Source organism: Marinobacter sp. LV10R510-11A (genome assembly GCF_900215155.1).
Taxonomy (GTDB): domain Bacteria; phylum Pseudomonadota; class Gammaproteobacteria; order Pseudomonadales; family Oleiphilaceae; genus Marinobacter.
This window is the reverse complement of record NZ_LT907980.1, coordinates 572,834-588,047: the sequence shown is the minus strand read 5'-3', so window position 1 is coordinate 588,047 and position 15,214 is coordinate 572,834. Positions and strand designations below refer to the sequence as shown.

Here is a 15,214-nt window from a genome sequence, read left to right as displayed (position 1 = left end):
TGTGCGACTTTAACGCGCTCAATGCCAGAGGGAACTTTTGTAGCGCTTTTGTGTCCACTGGCTGGCTGAACATTACTGAATCACGAGCTCACCCGGCATGGCCGGCGATCTCCTTTGTCTTAAATCAACCGGGAAATTGCGCACTTCATGACAGCTCTATCCACCGCTTATGGCAGCACTCGTCGCCTCACCGCACCATCCATTTTGTTGCTCGTATTTGCACTGCTACTTACAGCAGCGAACGCAGCTTGGGCATTTGGTGGCAACACCTCGCTTTTCGGGGGCCAAGGCAACCAGTTTCTCCAAGTGGATGAAGCCCTTCCGTTTAGCCATTCCACGGAAGAAAATGCCGTTGTGCTGTCTTGGGATATAACGCCCGGACACTACCTTTATCGCGACCGCATCAGCATCAGAGCGCTGGATGAGGGCTCCACTGCTGGCGCCTTGGAGTATTCCAGTTCTGGCACCGAAACTGAGGACGAGTACTTTGGCAAAACCACGGTTTTCTTTGATCCTGTAGAAGCGACCGTCCCGGTAACTCTACCTGCCAATATGCGTGAAGCCCGCTTCGAAGTAACTTATCAAGGCTGTGCCGAGGCTGGGTTATGCTATCCACCGCAGACCCGTGAAGTACTGTTTTACCAAAGTCAGGATTCCGGCGCGGGGCAGGCACTTGGTAGCCAGAGCGACACTTCTCAAACCGGAGCGACGTCACGGGTCGACACCGATTCAGCAACCGGGCTTGCGGGTTTACTCTCGGAGCAATCAACCCTGGTTATCGCTGGTGTCTTTTTCTTGCTTGGCCTGGGGCTGACGTTCACGCCTTGCGTGCTACCTATGGTTCCAATCATCTCTTCACTGGTTTCAGGGCAGAACACCCGCTCAACCCAGCACGCGTTGCTGCTTTCCGGCAGTTACGTACTGGGCATGGCTCTTACCTACGCCGCGGCCGGTGTTCTTACAGGGCTGCTGGGCGCAAGCTTCAACCTGCAGGCACAGCTTCAGTCACCTTGGGTACTCGGCGTGTTTGCCCTGATGTTCGTCGTCTTTGCGCTGTCTATGTTTGATGTGTTTGAGATCCAGCTCCCACGCTTCATTCTCGAGCCCTTGAATGACGCCAGCCAACGCCTCACCGGTGGCCGGGTGATCAGCATTTTTGGCATTGGCGCTCTCTCAGCTCTAATCGTATCTCCCTGCGTTTCTGCCCCACTTGCCGGTAGCCTGCTGTACATATCCACCACACAAGATGCTGTGATCGGCGGCATTGCCTTGCTAGCACTAGGGCTGGGCATGGGTGTTCCGCTTATTCTGGTAGCCGTTGGCGGTCGCAAGCTGCTGCCAACCACAGGGCACTGGATGACCACTGTTAAACACTTTTATGGCGTGATGCTGATTGCGGTCGCCATCTGGCTCATTGAGCGCTTGGTTCCCGGATGGATCGGCTTGACCCTCTGGGGCATCTTGATCGCTGTAACCGGCGTACAGCTGGGGGCCTTCGACGCAGCCAAAGCCGGCTGGGAACGCACCAGAAAAGGGCTGGGGCTGATCTTTTTTACTTATGGCCTAGCACTGCTGGCCGGAGCAATGGCTGGCGCCAATGACCCGCTCGCGCCCTTAGATCCGTTCGTCGCCAAAGCAGCGCCTGCAGGAGCGTCAGGCAACTCAGCCGGCTATAACGGCAGCCACGCAGACTTCATTCGAGTAGAGGCACCATCGGACATCAAGACCCTGCTGCTGCAGGCGCAACAACAGGGGCGCCCGGTTGTGCTGGATTTCTACGCAGACTGGTGTATTTCCTGCAAAGTCATGGAGCGTAATGTGTTTAGTGATGCAGAGGTGATTCGCTCGCTCGAACCCTTCACGCTGCTACAAATTGACCTCACAGACAACACCAACGTTCAACAAGCCATGCTAGACGAACTGGGCCTGTTCGGGCCGCCAGCCATTCTGTTCTACAACAGAAATGGTAAAGAGATCTCGCAGCAGCGGGTTCTAGGCGAAATGAACAAGAACCAGTTTTTGAATCACATCAAAGGGCTATCTTCTGCCATCTGACCGCCCCCCACATCATTGACACCCTGCAACCCCGGGAGTCAATCGCCACGGCGTATAAGATAAATAAAACGATCATCCTGCTCGGTGCGGCTGACCAACTCATGCCCCAGAAACTGACAAAACCTAGGTATGTCACGGGTTGTTGAGGGGTCTGTTGCGACAACCCGCAAAACCTTACCCGGTGCCACATCGTTGATGCGGTTATGTAGCATCATCACGGGTTCCGGGCAAAAAAGGCCACAGGTGTCCAGCTCAGCATCACACTCAGCAGCTGTCATACATTTTCTCCTTTGGTTTGATCTGATTTTTCAGAAATACGTGCTAAATTACTGTTTATACCCTTAAAAAATGTCTGGAGATTTTTATGATCCGGGTTCTAATTGAACGCCACATAGCCGAATCCCTTGAAACTGCCTATGAGGAGCGCTCCCGCAAAGTACTGCAACGCGCCGTCGCAGCGCCGGGATTCATTTCTGGAGAAACACTGGTTGCCAGTAACGACCCCAATCACCGGATTACGCTTGCAAACTGGCGCTCCGAAGCCGATTGGAACCGCTGGTACCTGTCCGACGACCGTCGCGAACTAATGGCAGAACTTATTCCCATGATGGACATGAATGAAACCATAACCGTGCTTAAACAGAGTGGTGTTTGACCTAAATACATTTAGCCTGTGACGACTCGCATAATTTTAAAGTGTTTAACAGTATAGATTGTGTACGTTCGCTACACTCCGGGCTCTAATAGTTTCGGAAATTACTGATGTCACATTTTTCGCGCCTGCTTTTTCTTCTGGCCTGCTGTGCGGTTCCCGCATTGGCCCTCGCACAGGCAACACTGCCGGTGTCGGGGTGCCCGGTGCTGGATGCCAGCGATCCCCAGGCGCGCAACTCACTGATGTACTATGTGTGCTATCACCAAACATCGCCAGGCGACCCGGCTCATAGCGCAACCCAGCCGGATGAACTGCCGAAAAGCCTAGAATGGACACCCTCCCGCGGGCACGACTTGGTTTTCAGCCAAACAAGCTCAGTTTACTGGGTACGGTTGAATGTCCAAAATAACGCCAATGAGCGCCAGCTGTGGTATCTCAATCTGAACTACCCTCTACTGGATGAGGTTACGTTTTGGCAGGGCAACGATCCTAATGACACTCTTGTAACCGGTGATCGGCAACCCTTTAACACAAGGGCCTTAGACTACAGATACTTCCTTCTGCCGATCCTACTCAACAGCGGCGAAACTCGCTCTATTACCATGCGCGTACACAGTAGTGGCGCTGTGAACATCCCATTGATTCTGCAAACTCCCGCTGAGCTAGTTACTGAAAGCAATCACTTGGCACTCACCCACGGCCTGTTCTATGGCGCAATTCTGGTGCTCGCCATTTTCAATCTCCTTCTGTTTTTCAGCTCCGGAACCATCTATTACCTGCACAACGCCTTTTACATGGGTGCCATGGGGCTTTTTCTGTTTGCCATGGGTGGTTTTGCTAATCAGTATTTCTGGCCTGATAGCCCGGAATTCGCGAACACTTCCATTCCACTGACCCTCATATTGTGTGCTTTGGCCATGACCTTGTTCGGGCGGTCGTTCCTTGAAATAAAACAGCGCACTCGTGCAGACAAAACACTGAAAGCCATTATCTGGATATGCGCTGGCTTTACTGGGCTGACCTTACTACTCCCATACAGCCAGGCCATCCTTTTCAATACTGCGCTCGCGCTAATCATCATATTCATCCTTTCCATCATCGCCATAAGCCGGTGGCATCAAGGCTACCAGCCGGCAAAATGGTACGTTCTTGCGTGGGCGATCATGGCCGTTGGGGCAGTAATTTACGCCTCAGCGGCCTTCGGCTACCTGCCAGACTTCTTAGCTCGGGAGTCGCTGATGCAGGTGGCTATCGGCGGCCAGGTCATTCTGCTGAACTACGCCATGGTTCAGCGCTGGCGACTTCTGAACGACAAGCTACTCGAGGTAGAGCAGGAAGCCCGAACTGACTTGGAATTCCGGGTGCACGAACGCACCGCTCAGCTGCGCTCTACTATGCGGGAACTAGAAAACGCCAATCAAAAGCTCGCGACTCTTAGTCTTAACGATCCCCTTACCGGCCTTTATAACCGGCGTCACATGGATAATATTCTGCCCGAGCTGTGTGCTGAGGCACGCAGAACCGGCCAACCGCTATCACTGGGCTTGCTCGATGCCGATCACTTTAAAGCCGTCAATGACACCTGGGGCCACGGCTTTGGCGACACCTGCCTGCAACTCATTGCAGATATTTTGTCCCGGCATGTAAAACGCCCACGGGATATTACGATCCGGTATGGCGGTGAAGAGTTTGCGCTACTGCTACCGGGCACCGACATTGAAGGTGCGAAAAAAGTATGCAAGGCCCTGCTGGAAGACCTTCACGACACCGTTGTTGAGGCTCCAAACGGCGCAACTGTGCAACTTACGATGAGCGCGGGCATTGCTTCGCTGCGACCAGGCGAGGATCAGCAAGAATTTTTTGAGCGAGCAGACAGAGCGCTGTATGAAGCGAAGGCCCGGGGGCGCAACCAAACCGCTACCGCTGAGGGTTAAAGTAGTTATTTTTGAATCAATGTTGCATTTTTTGTTCTTAATCAAGTTTGCCAAGCTCAACTTGATCAACTACGGGCTATCATAGGGCATCTGCTGCAAAGCGTGTCGGAAGAGCGCTATGCTGCTGATTCGGGCACAGTTGATGGATGTCAGGAGTTGATCCACGTCATTGCAAACAGCTAATGCTTTCCCCATACTTGCGCCCGCATAATTCCCCACATTGAACCCATTGGTAAGGCTATGAGCACACAAAATCCGAACCTGACATACAACTATAAGGTGGTGAGGCAGTTCGCCATCATGACAGTGGTATGGGGTGTTGTTGGTATGGCACTGGGCGTGTTGATTGCAGCACAACTGGTCTGGCCCTCTCTCAACTTCGACCTCCCCTTCACCCACTTTGGTCGCCTAAGACCTCTGCATACCAACGCCGTCATTTTCGGTTTTGGTGGTAGCGCCCTGCTTGGCACGTCGTATTACGTGGTTCAGCGCACTTGCCAAACACGCCTGATTTCGGACAAGTTGGCGTCCTTCACCTTCTGGGGCTGGACCGCTGTCATTGTTGCAGCAGCCATTACACTGCCAATGGGCCTCACCAGCACCAAAGAATATGCGGAGCTAGAGTGGCCCATCGATATCCTGATCGCAGTGGTCTGGGTTACTTACGGTTTTGTGTTCTTCGGCACTATTACCAAGCGAAGCACGCCACATATATATGTTGCCAACTGGTTCTATGGCGGGTTTATCCTCACCATCGGTGTGCTGCATATTTTCAACAACCTGGCGTTGCCGGTCAGTGCCTTTAAGTCGTACTCGGCCTATGCCGGTGTAACCGACGCCATGATGCAATGGTGGTATGGCCATAACGCGGTAGGCTTCTTCCTCACCGCAGGCTTCCTGGGCATGATGTACTACTTTGTTCCCAAGCAGGCCGAACGTCCGATTTACTCCTATCGTCTGTCGATCGTTCACTTCTGGGCACTGATTGCGACCTACGTATGGGCCGGTGGGCACCACCTGCACTATTCGGCGCTGCCCGACTGGGCCCAGACTGCCAGCATGGTTATGTCCCTGATTCTGCTTGCACCGTCTTGGGGCGGCATGATCAACGGCATGATGACCCTGTCAGGTGCTTGGCACAAACTGCGTACTGACCCCATCCTGCGCTTCTTGGTGGTTTCCTTGTCGTTTTACGGCATGTCCACTTTTGAAGGCCCAATGATGTCGATCAAGACTGTAAACGCACTGTCCCACAACACGGACTGGACGATCGGCCACGTACACTCAGGTGCACTCGGCTGGGTTGCAATGATCAGCTTCGGCGCTATTTATCACATGGTTCCGAAACTCTGGGGCTTGAAAGAAATGTACAGCGTAAGCCTGATCAACGTGCACTTCTGGCTGGCAACAATCGGCACCGTGCTTTATATCGTAGCTATGTGGGTAAACGGCATCATGCAGGGCTTGATGTGGCGTGCAGTCAACGACGACGGCACCCTCACCTACAGCTTTGTAGAATCTCTTGAAGCATCCTACCCAGGCTACTTTGTGCGCTTCCTCGGCGGCGTCATCTTCCTGACCGGTATGCTGATCATGGCCTACAACGTATACATGACCGTGCGTCAGAAAGAAGCGGTTGCCCAGAACAATGCGGCAGTTCAAGCGGCGTAACGGAGAGAGAGCAAATGAGACACGATATTGTCGAAAAAAATATTGGCCTGATGATGGTTCTTATCATCCTGACCATAAGTGGTGGCTTTCTTGCGGAAGTGGTACCGCTGTTCTTCCTGAAGAGCGTCAACGAACCCATCGAGGGCCTTGAGCCTCTGCCAGCACTGGAACTGGAAGGCCGTGACATCTACATCCGTGAAGGCTGTCACGTCTGCCACACCCAACAGATCCGTCCGTTCCGCGCAGAAACCGAGCGCTACGGCCACTATTCCGTTGCGGGCGAGTTTGTCTACGATCGCCCCTTCCTTTGGGGCTCCAAGCGCACGGGTCCAGACCTCGCCCGTGTCGGTGGTCGTTACTCAGATGCCTGGCAACGCCAGCACCTGTTCAACCCGCGCAGCGTGGTTCCTGAATCCAACATGCCTGCTTTCCCTTGGCTGTTCGAAGACGTGGTAAATCATAAAGGCACTGCAGCCAAGCTGTCCGCCATGCAGACGCTGGGCGTGCCTTACACGGACGAGCAGATCGCTGGTGCAGCGGGTGAACTGGAAGGCAAGTTTGAAATCGAAGCCCTGCTCGCATATCTGCAGCAGCTGGGCACCGTGCTTTCAGACAAACGGTGATTTGATGGATATTAACGACTTACGCGGCGTCCAGACTCTTATCTTGATAGTGGTATTCATCGGCATCATCTGGTGGGCGTTTAGCGCCCACCGAAAACAGGCGAACGACGAAGCAGCCCACCTGCCGTTCGATGATGACGAGGTTGATAAGCGTACTCTTGAACAGGAAAAAACGGAGAAAAAACAATGACTACGTTCTGGAGCATCTGGATCAGTGTGATCATGCTCGGTACGGTCTTCGGTTGCTGGTGGCTATTGTTCGCCACTCGTAAGAGTCAGACAACCGATGCAGAAACCGAACGCACCACGGGCCACTCCTTCGATGGCATCGAAGAGTATGATAACCCGCTGCCCAAGTGGTGGTTTTACCTGTACGCAGCAACCTGCATTTTCGCCCTTGGCTACCTGGCTCTGTACCCTGGTCTGGGCAACTACAAAGGCCTGCTGAACTGGACATCCACCAATCAGTGGGAAGCAGAAGTTGCAGCTGCTGATGAAAAGTACGGCGAAATCTATGCCCTGTACGGCGGGACTCCGGTACCCGAACTGGCAAAGAACGAAGACGCACTGAAGATTGGTCAGCGCCTGTTTGCCAACAACTGCTCCGTGTGCCATGGCTCTGCCGCACGCGGTCAGGTTGGCTTTCCCAACCTGACCGACGATGATTGGCTGTGGGGCGGTACACCGGACGCTATCTTGGAAACTCTGCACAATGGTCGCATAGGCAACATGCCTGCCAAAGGCGTTATGCCTAGCATGACCAACGTACAGGTCGACCAAGTGGTAAACTATGTGCTGAGCTTCAGCGGTCGTGAGAAAGACGCAGACGCGGCCGAAGCCGGTGAAGCTGTGTTTGCTCAGGCTTGCGTAGCTTGCCACGGCGCAGACGGTAAGGGCATGCAAGCGATGGGCTCACCGAACCTGACCGATAACGTTTGGCTCTATGGCTCTACCTATAAATGGATCAAGGAGACTGTTGTTCACGGTCGCCAGAACGAGATGCCAGCCCAGGGCGGCCGGCTTTCAGAGGATCAGATCCAGATTCTAGGCGCGTACGTTTACAGCCTCTCCAACTGACATTCCAGCCGGGCCGCTTGGCCCGGCATGGTCTGCTCAAGCCGCAAGGCCCCTCTCGCGCTTTATTGCTACACCTGGAGGTATCCATGAGTAACCAAATTCCTGTCACACAGGTCGACCCCTCCAAGGAACCTTCGGGCGAAAATAAAACGGAAACGATTGAGCTTTACGCTAGCCGGAAGAAAATTTACGCCAAAGAAGTAACCGGTCTGTTCCAGCGTATCCGTACAGTCAGCCTTTTGCTTCTTATGGGCATGTACTTTCTGTTTGTCTGGCTGACACTAGACGGCGCTCCGTTAATCCATTTTGATCTGCCGGCCCGGGAGTTTAACCTCTACGGAGCTACCTTCTACCCCAAAGACTTCTTCCTGCTCTCGGGCATGTTGATTATCTGTGCCTTTGGTCTGTTCTTCATTACCACCCTGTTTGGTCGAGTGTGGTGTGGCTATACCTGCCCTCAAACCGTATGGACGTTCATCTTTATGTGGGTGGAAGAGCGCATTGAAGGTAACCGCAACAAGCGGATGAAACTGGACAAAGCACCGAATTCCACCGAAAAAATGCTAAAGAAATCAGCAAAACATATAATCTGGCTTATTATTTCGCTGCTGACCGGGTTAACGTTTATTGGATACTTCTATCCTATTCGGGAACTGGTTACCGACATTTTCACCTTCCAAGCTAACGGCTGGGCGTATTTCTGGGTTGCGTTTTTTACCGTAGCAACCTATCTTAACGCGGGTTGGATGCGTGAGCAGGTATGCCTGTATATGTGCCCGTATGCGCGTTTCCAGTCTGTGATGTTTGATCCTAATACCCGCATCGTCTCCTATGACCCTAACCGTGGCGAGCCGCGCGGTGGTCGCAAGAAGGATGTAAAGCCTGAGGAAGTGGGTTTGGGCGACTGCATAGACTGCGGTCAATGCGTTCAGGTATGCCCTACCGGCATCGATATTCGCGATGGCCTGCAGTACGAGTGCATTGGTTGCGCACTTTGTATTGATGCCTGTGATGAGATCATGGACAAAATGGACTACCCTCGCGGACTGATCCGTTACACCACCGAGAACGAACTGGAAGGCAAGCCGTCGAAGTTATTGCGACCACGCACGTTTGGGTACGGCGCAGTGTTAACAGCCATGGTATCCGCTATCATTTTTGTGGTGGCGACCCGTGTACCCGCCCAACTGGATGTTCTTCGAGATCGGGGTACGCTGTACAGCTTCAACGGTGAGGGACGAATCGAAAACTCGTATACCTTGAAGCTCGTTAATATGACAGAGGTGCCACAGACTTTTACATTAGCTGTTAAAGGCATGGAAGGCATTCGTATTCTGACCCAGACTCAGATAACGGTAGACAGCGGTGAGAACCGAGCACTGCCTACCGTCGTAGATGTACCACCTGAGTCCATTCCGCAATCAAACAATGAAATCATCTTCCATGCACAGTCTGAAACGGACGCTTCACTGAAGCTGGAGACCGAAAGCCGATTTGTCGGCCCCACGCAGTGATCCTTTTTGGGACCACCGTTGGCAACCTGCACACAGATGAGACTGCGTATTATGAATGAAGAAGTTCCCGTAGCACCCTGGTATCGCCAGCCTTGGTTCTGGTTTCTGACCATAGCCCCACTGGCCGCGATTATTTTTAGTACGTTTATGCTCGTTGTTGCCGCGAACATGGATGACACGATGGTTTCGGATGATTATTCGAAGGAAGGCCGGGCAATCAACCAAGAGATAGCCCGTGACTTGAAGGCCACGGAGTTGGGCGTGAACGCTGATTTGGCGTTTGAAAACCGAGCCATCCTGCTGACGGTTAGCACTGAGCAAGGCCCCGCGGATTTCCCTTACCTAGTACTCAATCTGTTCCACCCAACGTTGGCCCAGAACGACCGTACCATTCAGTTCCGGAGCGATGGCAACGGCCATTACACTGGAACCATGCTGGACGACATAGATGGGCGCTGGTATTACGAGCTCCGCGGACCAGATAACCTCTGGAGGCTCAAGGGAGAGGCTCAGTTACCTACAGATAGTAAGCTTCACATGCGCTCAAAAGGCTCCGCGCAAGGGTGAAACCCCAGGATTGCTTCCATTGCGGCGAACCGGCTACCGGGGAGCCGCCAATTACATTTCAGATCGACGGGCAAGCCCGGTTTTTCTGCTGCGAAGGCTGCAAGGCTGTGTGCAACATCATACACACAGAAGGCCTTGCGGGTTTTTATCAACTGCGTACCGAAGCGGCTATCACACCCCGAAAACTAACCGGCGCCGAACTCGATCGGCTCCGGGAATTGGATCATCCTCTGGTTCAGCAAGCCTTTGTTTCTCCCGTTAAAGGCGGCCAGGAAGCTCAGCTTCTGATTGGCGGCATTACCTGCGCAGCTTGCATCTGGTTGCTCGAAAACCACTTGAAGAAGCAACCGGGCGTACTCTCCTTCTCAGTGAATCACACCACCCAACGGGCAAGGCTCGTCTGGGCGCAGGATAAAGCCAGCCTTAGCAGCCTGCTGATTGCTGTTCATGAGATAGGCTACACCGCCCGCCCTTATCAATCCGATGCTGTAGAAGATCAGCTAAAATCCGAAAACCGATCCATGTTGATTCGCTTGGCCGTTGCGGGTATCGGCACCTTCCAGAGCATGATGTTGGCTTTTCCCCTTTACCTCGAACTGATCAGTGGTCTCACCCCCGAGTTTGTGGCGTTTTTCCGTTGGTTCAGCCTGCTGGTAGCCACGCCGGTAGTGCTATATAGCGCAGGGCCGTTTTTCCGTAACGCTCTGCGTGATATCAAAACCCGCCACCTCACCATGGACGTACCGGTTGCCATTGCGATTGGCCTTGCCTATCTGGCCAGTGCTTGGGTAACTGTTATGGGCGGTGAAGAAGTGTATTTTGAATCCGTGTGTATGTTTACCTTTTTCCTGCTGCTGGGGCGCTACATAGAAGTTCAAGCCAGGTACCGCGCAGGCCTCACCGGAAATGCGTTGGCCGGCTTCCACCCTACGGTGGCTACACGGGTAACCGAGGAACACACGGAGGTTATACCGGCTCATCAGGTGAAGCTGGGTGACGTGGTTAGAATCCGGCCGGGGGAAACCTTGCCCGTTGACGGTATTATCCTCCGTGGCCAATCGACCCTTAACGAAGCCGCACTTACCGGTGAGTATCTACCGGAAACCCGGGTACCCGGGGATATCGTTCATGCCGGAAGCATCAATGGAGAAAATCCGCTAGACGTTCAGGTGGAGAAGTCCGGCGCTCAGACACGCCTTTCGGGCATTCTGCGGATACTGGATCGCGTTCAATCAGAAAAACCGCCCGTGGCCCGCATGGCAGACCGTATTGCGGGCAAGTTTGTTGGGCGGGTGCTCATACTTGCCCCCATCGTCTGGATCGGATGGTGGTTGGCAGGGGCAGATAACGCGTTTGATATTACGCTTTCGGTGCTTGTGGTGACCTGCCCTTGTGCACTGTCTCTGGCCACGCCCACCGCAATCACCTCCGCCACGGTCAAGCTCCGGCGCTTGGGTTTCTTGCCAACCCGGGGTCACGCCCTAGAGTCGATGAATGCCATAGATACGGTGGTTTTCGATAAAACAGGTACGCTGACCCGCGGCGAACTAAGCCTAATTGATACTCGCATTGTCGGCAGTGAAGATAAAGACACCTACCTAAGACTAGCCGCAGGCCTAGAACAGCATTCGGAACACCCGATTGCCCGGGTCTTCCATGATTGGCCAGCGGCCGCTATTGATCATGTAAGCAACCATTTGGGCGGTGGGCTTTCGGGAAGTTTCGCTGATCAGTCTTTTTTCATAGGCCACAGAGACTTCGTTGCGCAACATACACACGCACCGGTGCCAGAGTCTGAATCACACTCGGGTATGGAGATCTGGCTAGCTTCAGAAAACGAATGGCTGGCCAGCTTCCGGCTCGATGACCAACCTAGAGACGACGCCGCACAGGCAGTCAAAGCCTTGCAGGATGCCGGCATCCGCACACTCCTTTTGAGTGGCGACCGATCTGGCCATGTGCGTCAGATTGCCGACATGCTCGGTATTGATGAAGCGATCGGCCAGGCCTCACCGGAACAAAAGCTAGATGTTCTGAAGAGACTGAAATCGGAAGGTCACCAGGTAATGATGGTGGGGGATGGCCTTAACGACCTCCCCTCCATGGCTGGAGCTGGCATCTCAGTTGCCATGGGCACTGCGGCAGATCTTACCCAGCTAAAGGCAGACGCAGTATTGCTTAATGGCCAGCTCATGCAATTGGTAGAGGCGATCGATACCAGCCGCTGCACAAAAAGAGTCATTCGCCAGAATATGACCTGGGCACTTGTTTATAATGTCTGCGCCCTTCCTCTCGCCGCCGCCGGCCTGGTTCCCCCTTGGCTTGCAGCCATCGGCATGTCGATTAGTTCGTTAATTGTGGTGCTGAACGCGTTGCGCCTCGGCAAGCAAACCCGCCCGAAAAACCGTGGCCACGTACCGAAATTTGGCGCACCCGTTGCGTCCTGATACCGTAAACATCTGGCTTTCACTATGAGGTTTATTCCATGGAAATCGTAATGCTCCTGGTACCTATCATGTTGGTTCTGGTAACCATGGGTATCTTGTTGTTTTCGTGGGCGGTTAAAAATGGCCAGTACGACGATCTGGAAGGTCCGGCACACCGGATTCTGTACGATGATGACAACGACCTCATTCCTGAAGAAGCCCGCATAGTCACATCAGAACCAGCGGATACCCAAGCTAATAAACAGGACGATTCAGAAGACACACCGGGCCGGTCATGACTCCGGAACTGTATCTGAGCTACCCAAGCGCATTTCTCATAGGTTTGCTTGGCAGCACTCACTGCATTGCCATGTGCGGCGGAATCAGCGCCTCTCTCTCCATGGCGCTGCCCGTTGGCAAGGGGTTTCGTACACGGCAGTCAATGCTACTGCTAGCCTACAACTTCGGGCGAATCGCAAGCTACGCACTGATCGCTGCACTGATTGCACTCCTAAGCACGACGGCCGCAGATCAATGGGCGCAGCTTGGCCTGGTGCTACGCTCTATCGCGGGTTTGTTGCTGATTTTCATGGGATTATCCATGGGGCAATGGTGGCAGGGCATCCGTTATGTGGAGCGCATTGGTGCGCCCCTTTGGAGGCGCCTGTCGCCCCTTGCGGGCCGACTGCTGCCGATTAATCACGCTGGCCAAGCTCTCGCGCTCGGCGCACTCTGGGGCTGGCTGCCATGTGGATTGGTGTATAGCACGTTAGGCTGGGCGGCTTTGCAGCCGACAGTGGGTTCGGCCGCACTCACCATGGTGTTTTTCGGGCTAGGCACCCTACCCTCTATGCTCGCAGCCGGTTATGCCGCAAACTGGATCAGCGGGTTAAAAAGTAATCGAACGTTCCGGAAGTTCACTGGCGCCCTGCTCATTTTATTTGGGCTCTGGACCTTGCCCTTGCCGCTTATGGCGCTGATTGGTCACTGAACCAGCGCTGATTCATGCCTGGCTTCTCCGCAAGGCGCTCTCAACTATCTATATATTCAGAACATCCAAGCGGCCAAAGTTCTGCTCTGGCTCGTCCGTTGGCGTTGTTGTCTGAACCGCCTGGCGCTTACCACCTAGGCGCTTGCCCTCGCGGAAATCATAGAGGTTTGTATCCGCAAGATGCGATGGCTCCACATTACACAAAGCCTTGAACATCGACTCAAGTCGGCCAGGGTGCTGCTTATCCCAGTGCTCGAACATCTCCTTAATAACCTGACGTTGCAGGTTTTCCTGAGAGCCGCAGAGATTGCAAGGAATGATCGGGAACTGCCTAAGCTCTGCGTACCTGGCAATATCTTTCTCGCGGCTATAGGCCAGCGGTCGAATAACCGTATTGCGACCGTCATCGCTATGCAGCACAGGCGGCATGGTTTTAAGTTTGCCGCCGTAAAACATATTCAGGAACAGGGTTTCCAAAAGATCATCGCGATGGTGCCCCAGTGCAATTTTGGTCACACCATGCTCTTCAGCAAAGTTGTAAAGAATACCGCGACGCAGCCGCGAGCATAAACCACAGGTGGTTTTACCCTCCGGCACCTTGTCTTTGACGATACTGTAGGTGTCTCTCTCGATAATGTGGTATTCGATGCCCATGGACGCCAAATAACCCGGCAGGATGTCCTCCGGGAAGCCAGGCTGCTTCTGATCCAGATTGACAGCAATCAGCTCAAACGACACAGGAGCGCTTTTCTGCAAGTTAAGCAGAATGTCCAGCATCGCATACGAGTCCTTGCCTCCGGACAGGCAACACATTACCTTGTCGCCGGCTTCGATCATCGAAAAATCGGCGATGGCCTTGCCGACATCCCGGCGCAGACGCTTCTGTAGCTTATTTTGCTCTATTTTCTGAGACCGTTCGTACTCTGTACTTGAGGCCATTTCTGAGCTGTTAATCATCGCTTCGGGCATATCAACTGTGTTCATTCGGAGAGTGGTCATGAGATTATACGCATCCCACCAATTCAGGGACAGGACGTCGACATGGATATGTTGAACTCAGAAAAAAAGGTTATTGGTAAACGAGAACAGAACCGCTTACGCAACCGCGAGGCGATACTTGCCGCCGCACGCATCTGTTTTCAGGAACAAGGGTACGAAAACACCACTATTCGCGACCTCATCCACAAAACGGATCTGGCATCTGGTACGTTCTACAACTACTTCCGAAGCAAACAGGATATTTTTGCTGCGCTGCTCACCGATTTTCTGAGTGGGCTCAATGAACACCTGATCCGCTCTCGGCGCTCTGCTGAAACAGCAGAAGATTTTATTCACCGTTCCTATCTGGCTCTATACAGTGCAACCGCTCGAGACCCACTGGTTTATGAACTTGCCCATCGCAATGACCGCGCTCTAAAAGTGCTGTTTGGTTCGGGCATCCTCGGGCTCATCATGATGTCTCTCGAAGACGATGTCAGGGCTGCCATTGAGCAGAAAATTCTGCCAGAAGTCGATCAGGAGTATCTTTGTGCAGCCTTTTTCGGTGTTGCCTATGAAACCAGCGTGATGGTTGCAAGGCACGTGCACCAGCACCCGGAACAGGCTGAGGACGAGATCAAGAGAGCTACGGATTTTTCGACGGCACTATTCACCGGTGGGTTGCGCAAGTTGACTGCTCTTCCCTGAAGGCTGCCACTGACC

15 protein-coding genes are annotated in these 15,214 nt (G+C 53.5%); 13 read left to right on the top strand and 2 right to left on the bottom strand.

Going from position 1 to position 15,214, the window contains the following annotated elements:
* Nucleotides 1–147 precede the first annotated feature (147 nt).
* Entirely contained in the window at nt 148–2,055 is a 1,908-nt protein-coding gene (dsbD, locus tag CPH80_RS02895; RefSeq protein WP_096275533.1) for a protein-disulfide reductase DsbD, read from the top strand.
* Nucleotides 2,056–2,093: 38 nt separating this feature from the next.
* On the opposite strand, the gene tusA is transcribed toward dsbD, so the two are convergent.
* A complete protein-coding gene (gene tusA / locus CPH80_RS02890) occupies nt 2,094–2,333 on the bottom strand; it encodes a sulfurtransferase TusA (RefSeq protein ID WP_096275532.1) in 240 nt (79 codons plus the stop codon).
* Nucleotides 2,334–2,419: 86 nt separating this feature from the next.
* Here tusA and CPH80_RS02885 point away from each other — a divergent pair, with 86 nt between their 5' ends.
* The 11 genes from CPH80_RS02885 to CPH80_RS02835 all read left to right on the top strand — a co-directional run bounded on the left by CPH80_RS02885 (nt 2,420) and on the right by CPH80_RS02835 (nt 13,513).
* Nucleotides 2,420–2,710 (top strand): antibiotic biosynthesis monooxygenase family protein, encoded by a 291-nt coding sequence (locus CPH80_RS02885; RefSeq protein ID WP_096275531.1) that lies wholly within the window; start codon nt 2,420–2,422, stop codon nt 2,708–2,710.
* Between the two features lie 107 nt (nt 2,711–2,817).
* Nucleotides 2,818–4,644: a diguanylate cyclase gene (locus CPH80_RS02880; RefSeq protein WP_096275530.1), complete on the top strand. Its 1,827-nt coding sequence runs from the start codon at nt 2,818–2,820 to the stop codon at nt 4,642–4,644.
* 240 nt (nt 4,645–4,884) lie between these two features.
* Nucleotides 4,885–6,315, top strand: a complete 1,431-nt coding sequence (gene ccoN / locus CPH80_RS02875) for a cytochrome-c oxidase, cbb3-type subunit I (protein ID WP_096275529.1) — start codon at nt 4,885–4,887, stop codon at nt 6,313–6,315.
* 14 nt (nt 6,316–6,329) lie between these two features.
* Complete coding sequence (ccoO, locus tag CPH80_RS02870; RefSeq protein WP_096275528.1) at nt 6,330–6,938, top strand: cytochrome-c oxidase, cbb3-type subunit II; 609 nt, start codon at nt 6,330–6,332, stop codon at nt 6,936–6,938.
* Nucleotides 6,939–6,942: 4 nt separating this feature from the next.
* Complete coding sequence (locus CPH80_RS02865) at nt 6,943–7,128, top strand: cbb3-type cytochrome oxidase subunit 3 (protein WP_096275527.1); 186 nt, start codon at nt 6,943–6,945, stop codon at nt 7,126–7,128.
* Complete coding sequence (gene ccoP / locus CPH80_RS02860; RefSeq protein WP_096275526.1) at nt 7,125–8,015, top strand: cytochrome-c oxidase, cbb3-type subunit III; 891 nt, start codon at nt 7,125–7,127, stop codon at nt 8,013–8,015. The genes CPH80_RS02865 and ccoP overlap by 4 nt, the downstream gene beginning before the upstream one ends.
* An 86-nt stretch (nt 8,016–8,101) precedes the next feature.
* Complete coding sequence (gene ccoG / locus CPH80_RS02855; protein ID WP_096275525.1) at nt 8,102–9,529, top strand: cytochrome c oxidase accessory protein CcoG; 1,428 nt, start codon at nt 8,102–8,104, stop codon at nt 9,527–9,529.
* Between the two features lie 51 nt (nt 9,530–9,580).
* On the top strand, nt 9,581–10,096 hold the full coding sequence (locus CPH80_RS02850) for a FixH family protein (RefSeq protein WP_096275524.1): 516 nt from the start codon (nt 9,581–9,583) through the stop codon (nt 10,094–10,096).
* A complete protein-coding gene (locus CPH80_RS02845; RefSeq protein WP_096275523.1) occupies nt 10,093–12,543 on the top strand; it encodes a heavy metal translocating P-type ATPase in 2,451 nt (816 codons plus the stop codon). Before CPH80_RS02850 ends, CPH80_RS02845 begins: the two co-directional genes overlap by 4 nt.
* Nucleotides 12,544–12,593: 50 nt before the next feature.
* Nucleotides 12,594–12,821 carry a cbb3-type cytochrome oxidase assembly protein CcoS gene (gene ccoS / locus CPH80_RS02840; RefSeq protein WP_264754815.1) on the top strand — a complete coding sequence of 76 codons (228 nt, stop codon included), beginning with the start codon at nt 12,594–12,596 and terminating at the stop codon, nt 12,819–12,821.
* Complete coding sequence (locus CPH80_RS02835) at nt 12,818–13,513, top strand: sulfite exporter TauE/SafE family protein (RefSeq protein WP_096275521.1); 696 nt, start codon at nt 12,818–12,820, stop codon at nt 13,511–13,513. The genes ccoS and CPH80_RS02835 overlap by 4 nt, the downstream gene beginning before the upstream one ends.
* Before the next feature lie 48 nt (nt 13,514–13,561).
* On the opposite strand, the gene ttcA is transcribed toward CPH80_RS02835, so the two are convergent.
* The gene (gene ttcA, locus CPH80_RS02830; RefSeq protein WP_096281341.1) at nt 13,562–14,482 is read right to left on the bottom strand and encodes a tRNA 2-thiocytidine(32) synthetase TtcA; all 921 of its coding nucleotides are present in this window, start codon (nt 14,480–14,482) and stop codon (nt 13,562–13,564) included.
* A 72-nt stretch (nt 14,483–14,554) separates the two neighbouring features.
* Between ttcA and CPH80_RS02825 the strand changes: the two genes are divergently transcribed.
* Nucleotides 14,555–15,199, top strand: a complete 645-nt coding sequence (locus tag CPH80_RS02825) for a TetR/AcrR family transcriptional regulator (protein WP_096275520.1) — start codon at nt 14,555–14,557, stop codon at nt 15,197–15,199.
* Nucleotides 15,200–15,214: the final 15 nt, after the last annotated feature.

Coding starts and splice junctions, on each gene's coding strand:
- dsbD (WP_096275533.1), top strand. CDS start 148: ATGACAGCTCTATCCACCGCTTATGGCAGCACTCGTCGCCTCACCGCA.
- tusA (WP_096275532.1), bottom strand. CDS start 2,333: ATGACAGCTGCTGAGTGTGATGCTGAGCTGGACACCTGTGGCCTTTTT.
- CPH80_RS02885 (WP_096275531.1), top strand. CDS start 2,420: ATGATCCGGGTTCTAATTGAACGCCACATAGCCGAATCCCTTGAAACT.
- CPH80_RS02880 (WP_096275530.1), top strand. CDS start 2,818: ATGTCACATTTTTCGCGCCTGCTTTTTCTTCTGGCCTGCTGTGCGGTT.
- ccoN (WP_096275529.1), top strand. CDS start 4,885: ATGAGCACACAAAATCCGAACCTGACATACAACTATAAGGTGGTGAGG.
- ccoO (WP_096275528.1), top strand. CDS start 6,330: ATGAGACACGATATTGTCGAAAAAAATATTGGCCTGATGATGGTTCTT.
- CPH80_RS02865 (WP_096275527.1), top strand. CDS start 6,943: ATGGATATTAACGACTTACGCGGCGTCCAGACTCTTATCTTGATAGTG.
- ccoP (WP_096275526.1), top strand. CDS start 7,125: ATGACTACGTTCTGGAGCATCTGGATCAGTGTGATCATGCTCGGTACG.
- ccoG (WP_096275525.1), top strand. CDS start 8,102: ATGAGTAACCAAATTCCTGTCACACAGGTCGACCCCTCCAAGGAACCT.
- CPH80_RS02850 (WP_096275524.1), top strand. CDS start 9,581: ATGAATGAAGAAGTTCCCGTAGCACCCTGGTATCGCCAGCCTTGGTTC.
- ccoS (WP_264754815.1), top strand. CDS start 12,594: ATGCTCCTGGTACCTATCATGTTGGTTCTGGTAACCATGGGTATCTTG.
- CPH80_RS02835 (WP_096275521.1), top strand. CDS start 12,818: ATGACTCCGGAACTGTATCTGAGCTACCCAAGCGCATTTCTCATAGGT.
- ttcA (WP_096281341.1), bottom strand. CDS start 14,482: ATGCCCGAAGCGATGATTAACAGCTCAGAAATGGCCTCAAGTACAGAG.
- CPH80_RS02825 (WP_096275520.1), top strand. CDS start 14,555: ATGGATATGTTGAACTCAGAAAAAAAGGTTATTGGTAAACGAGAACAG.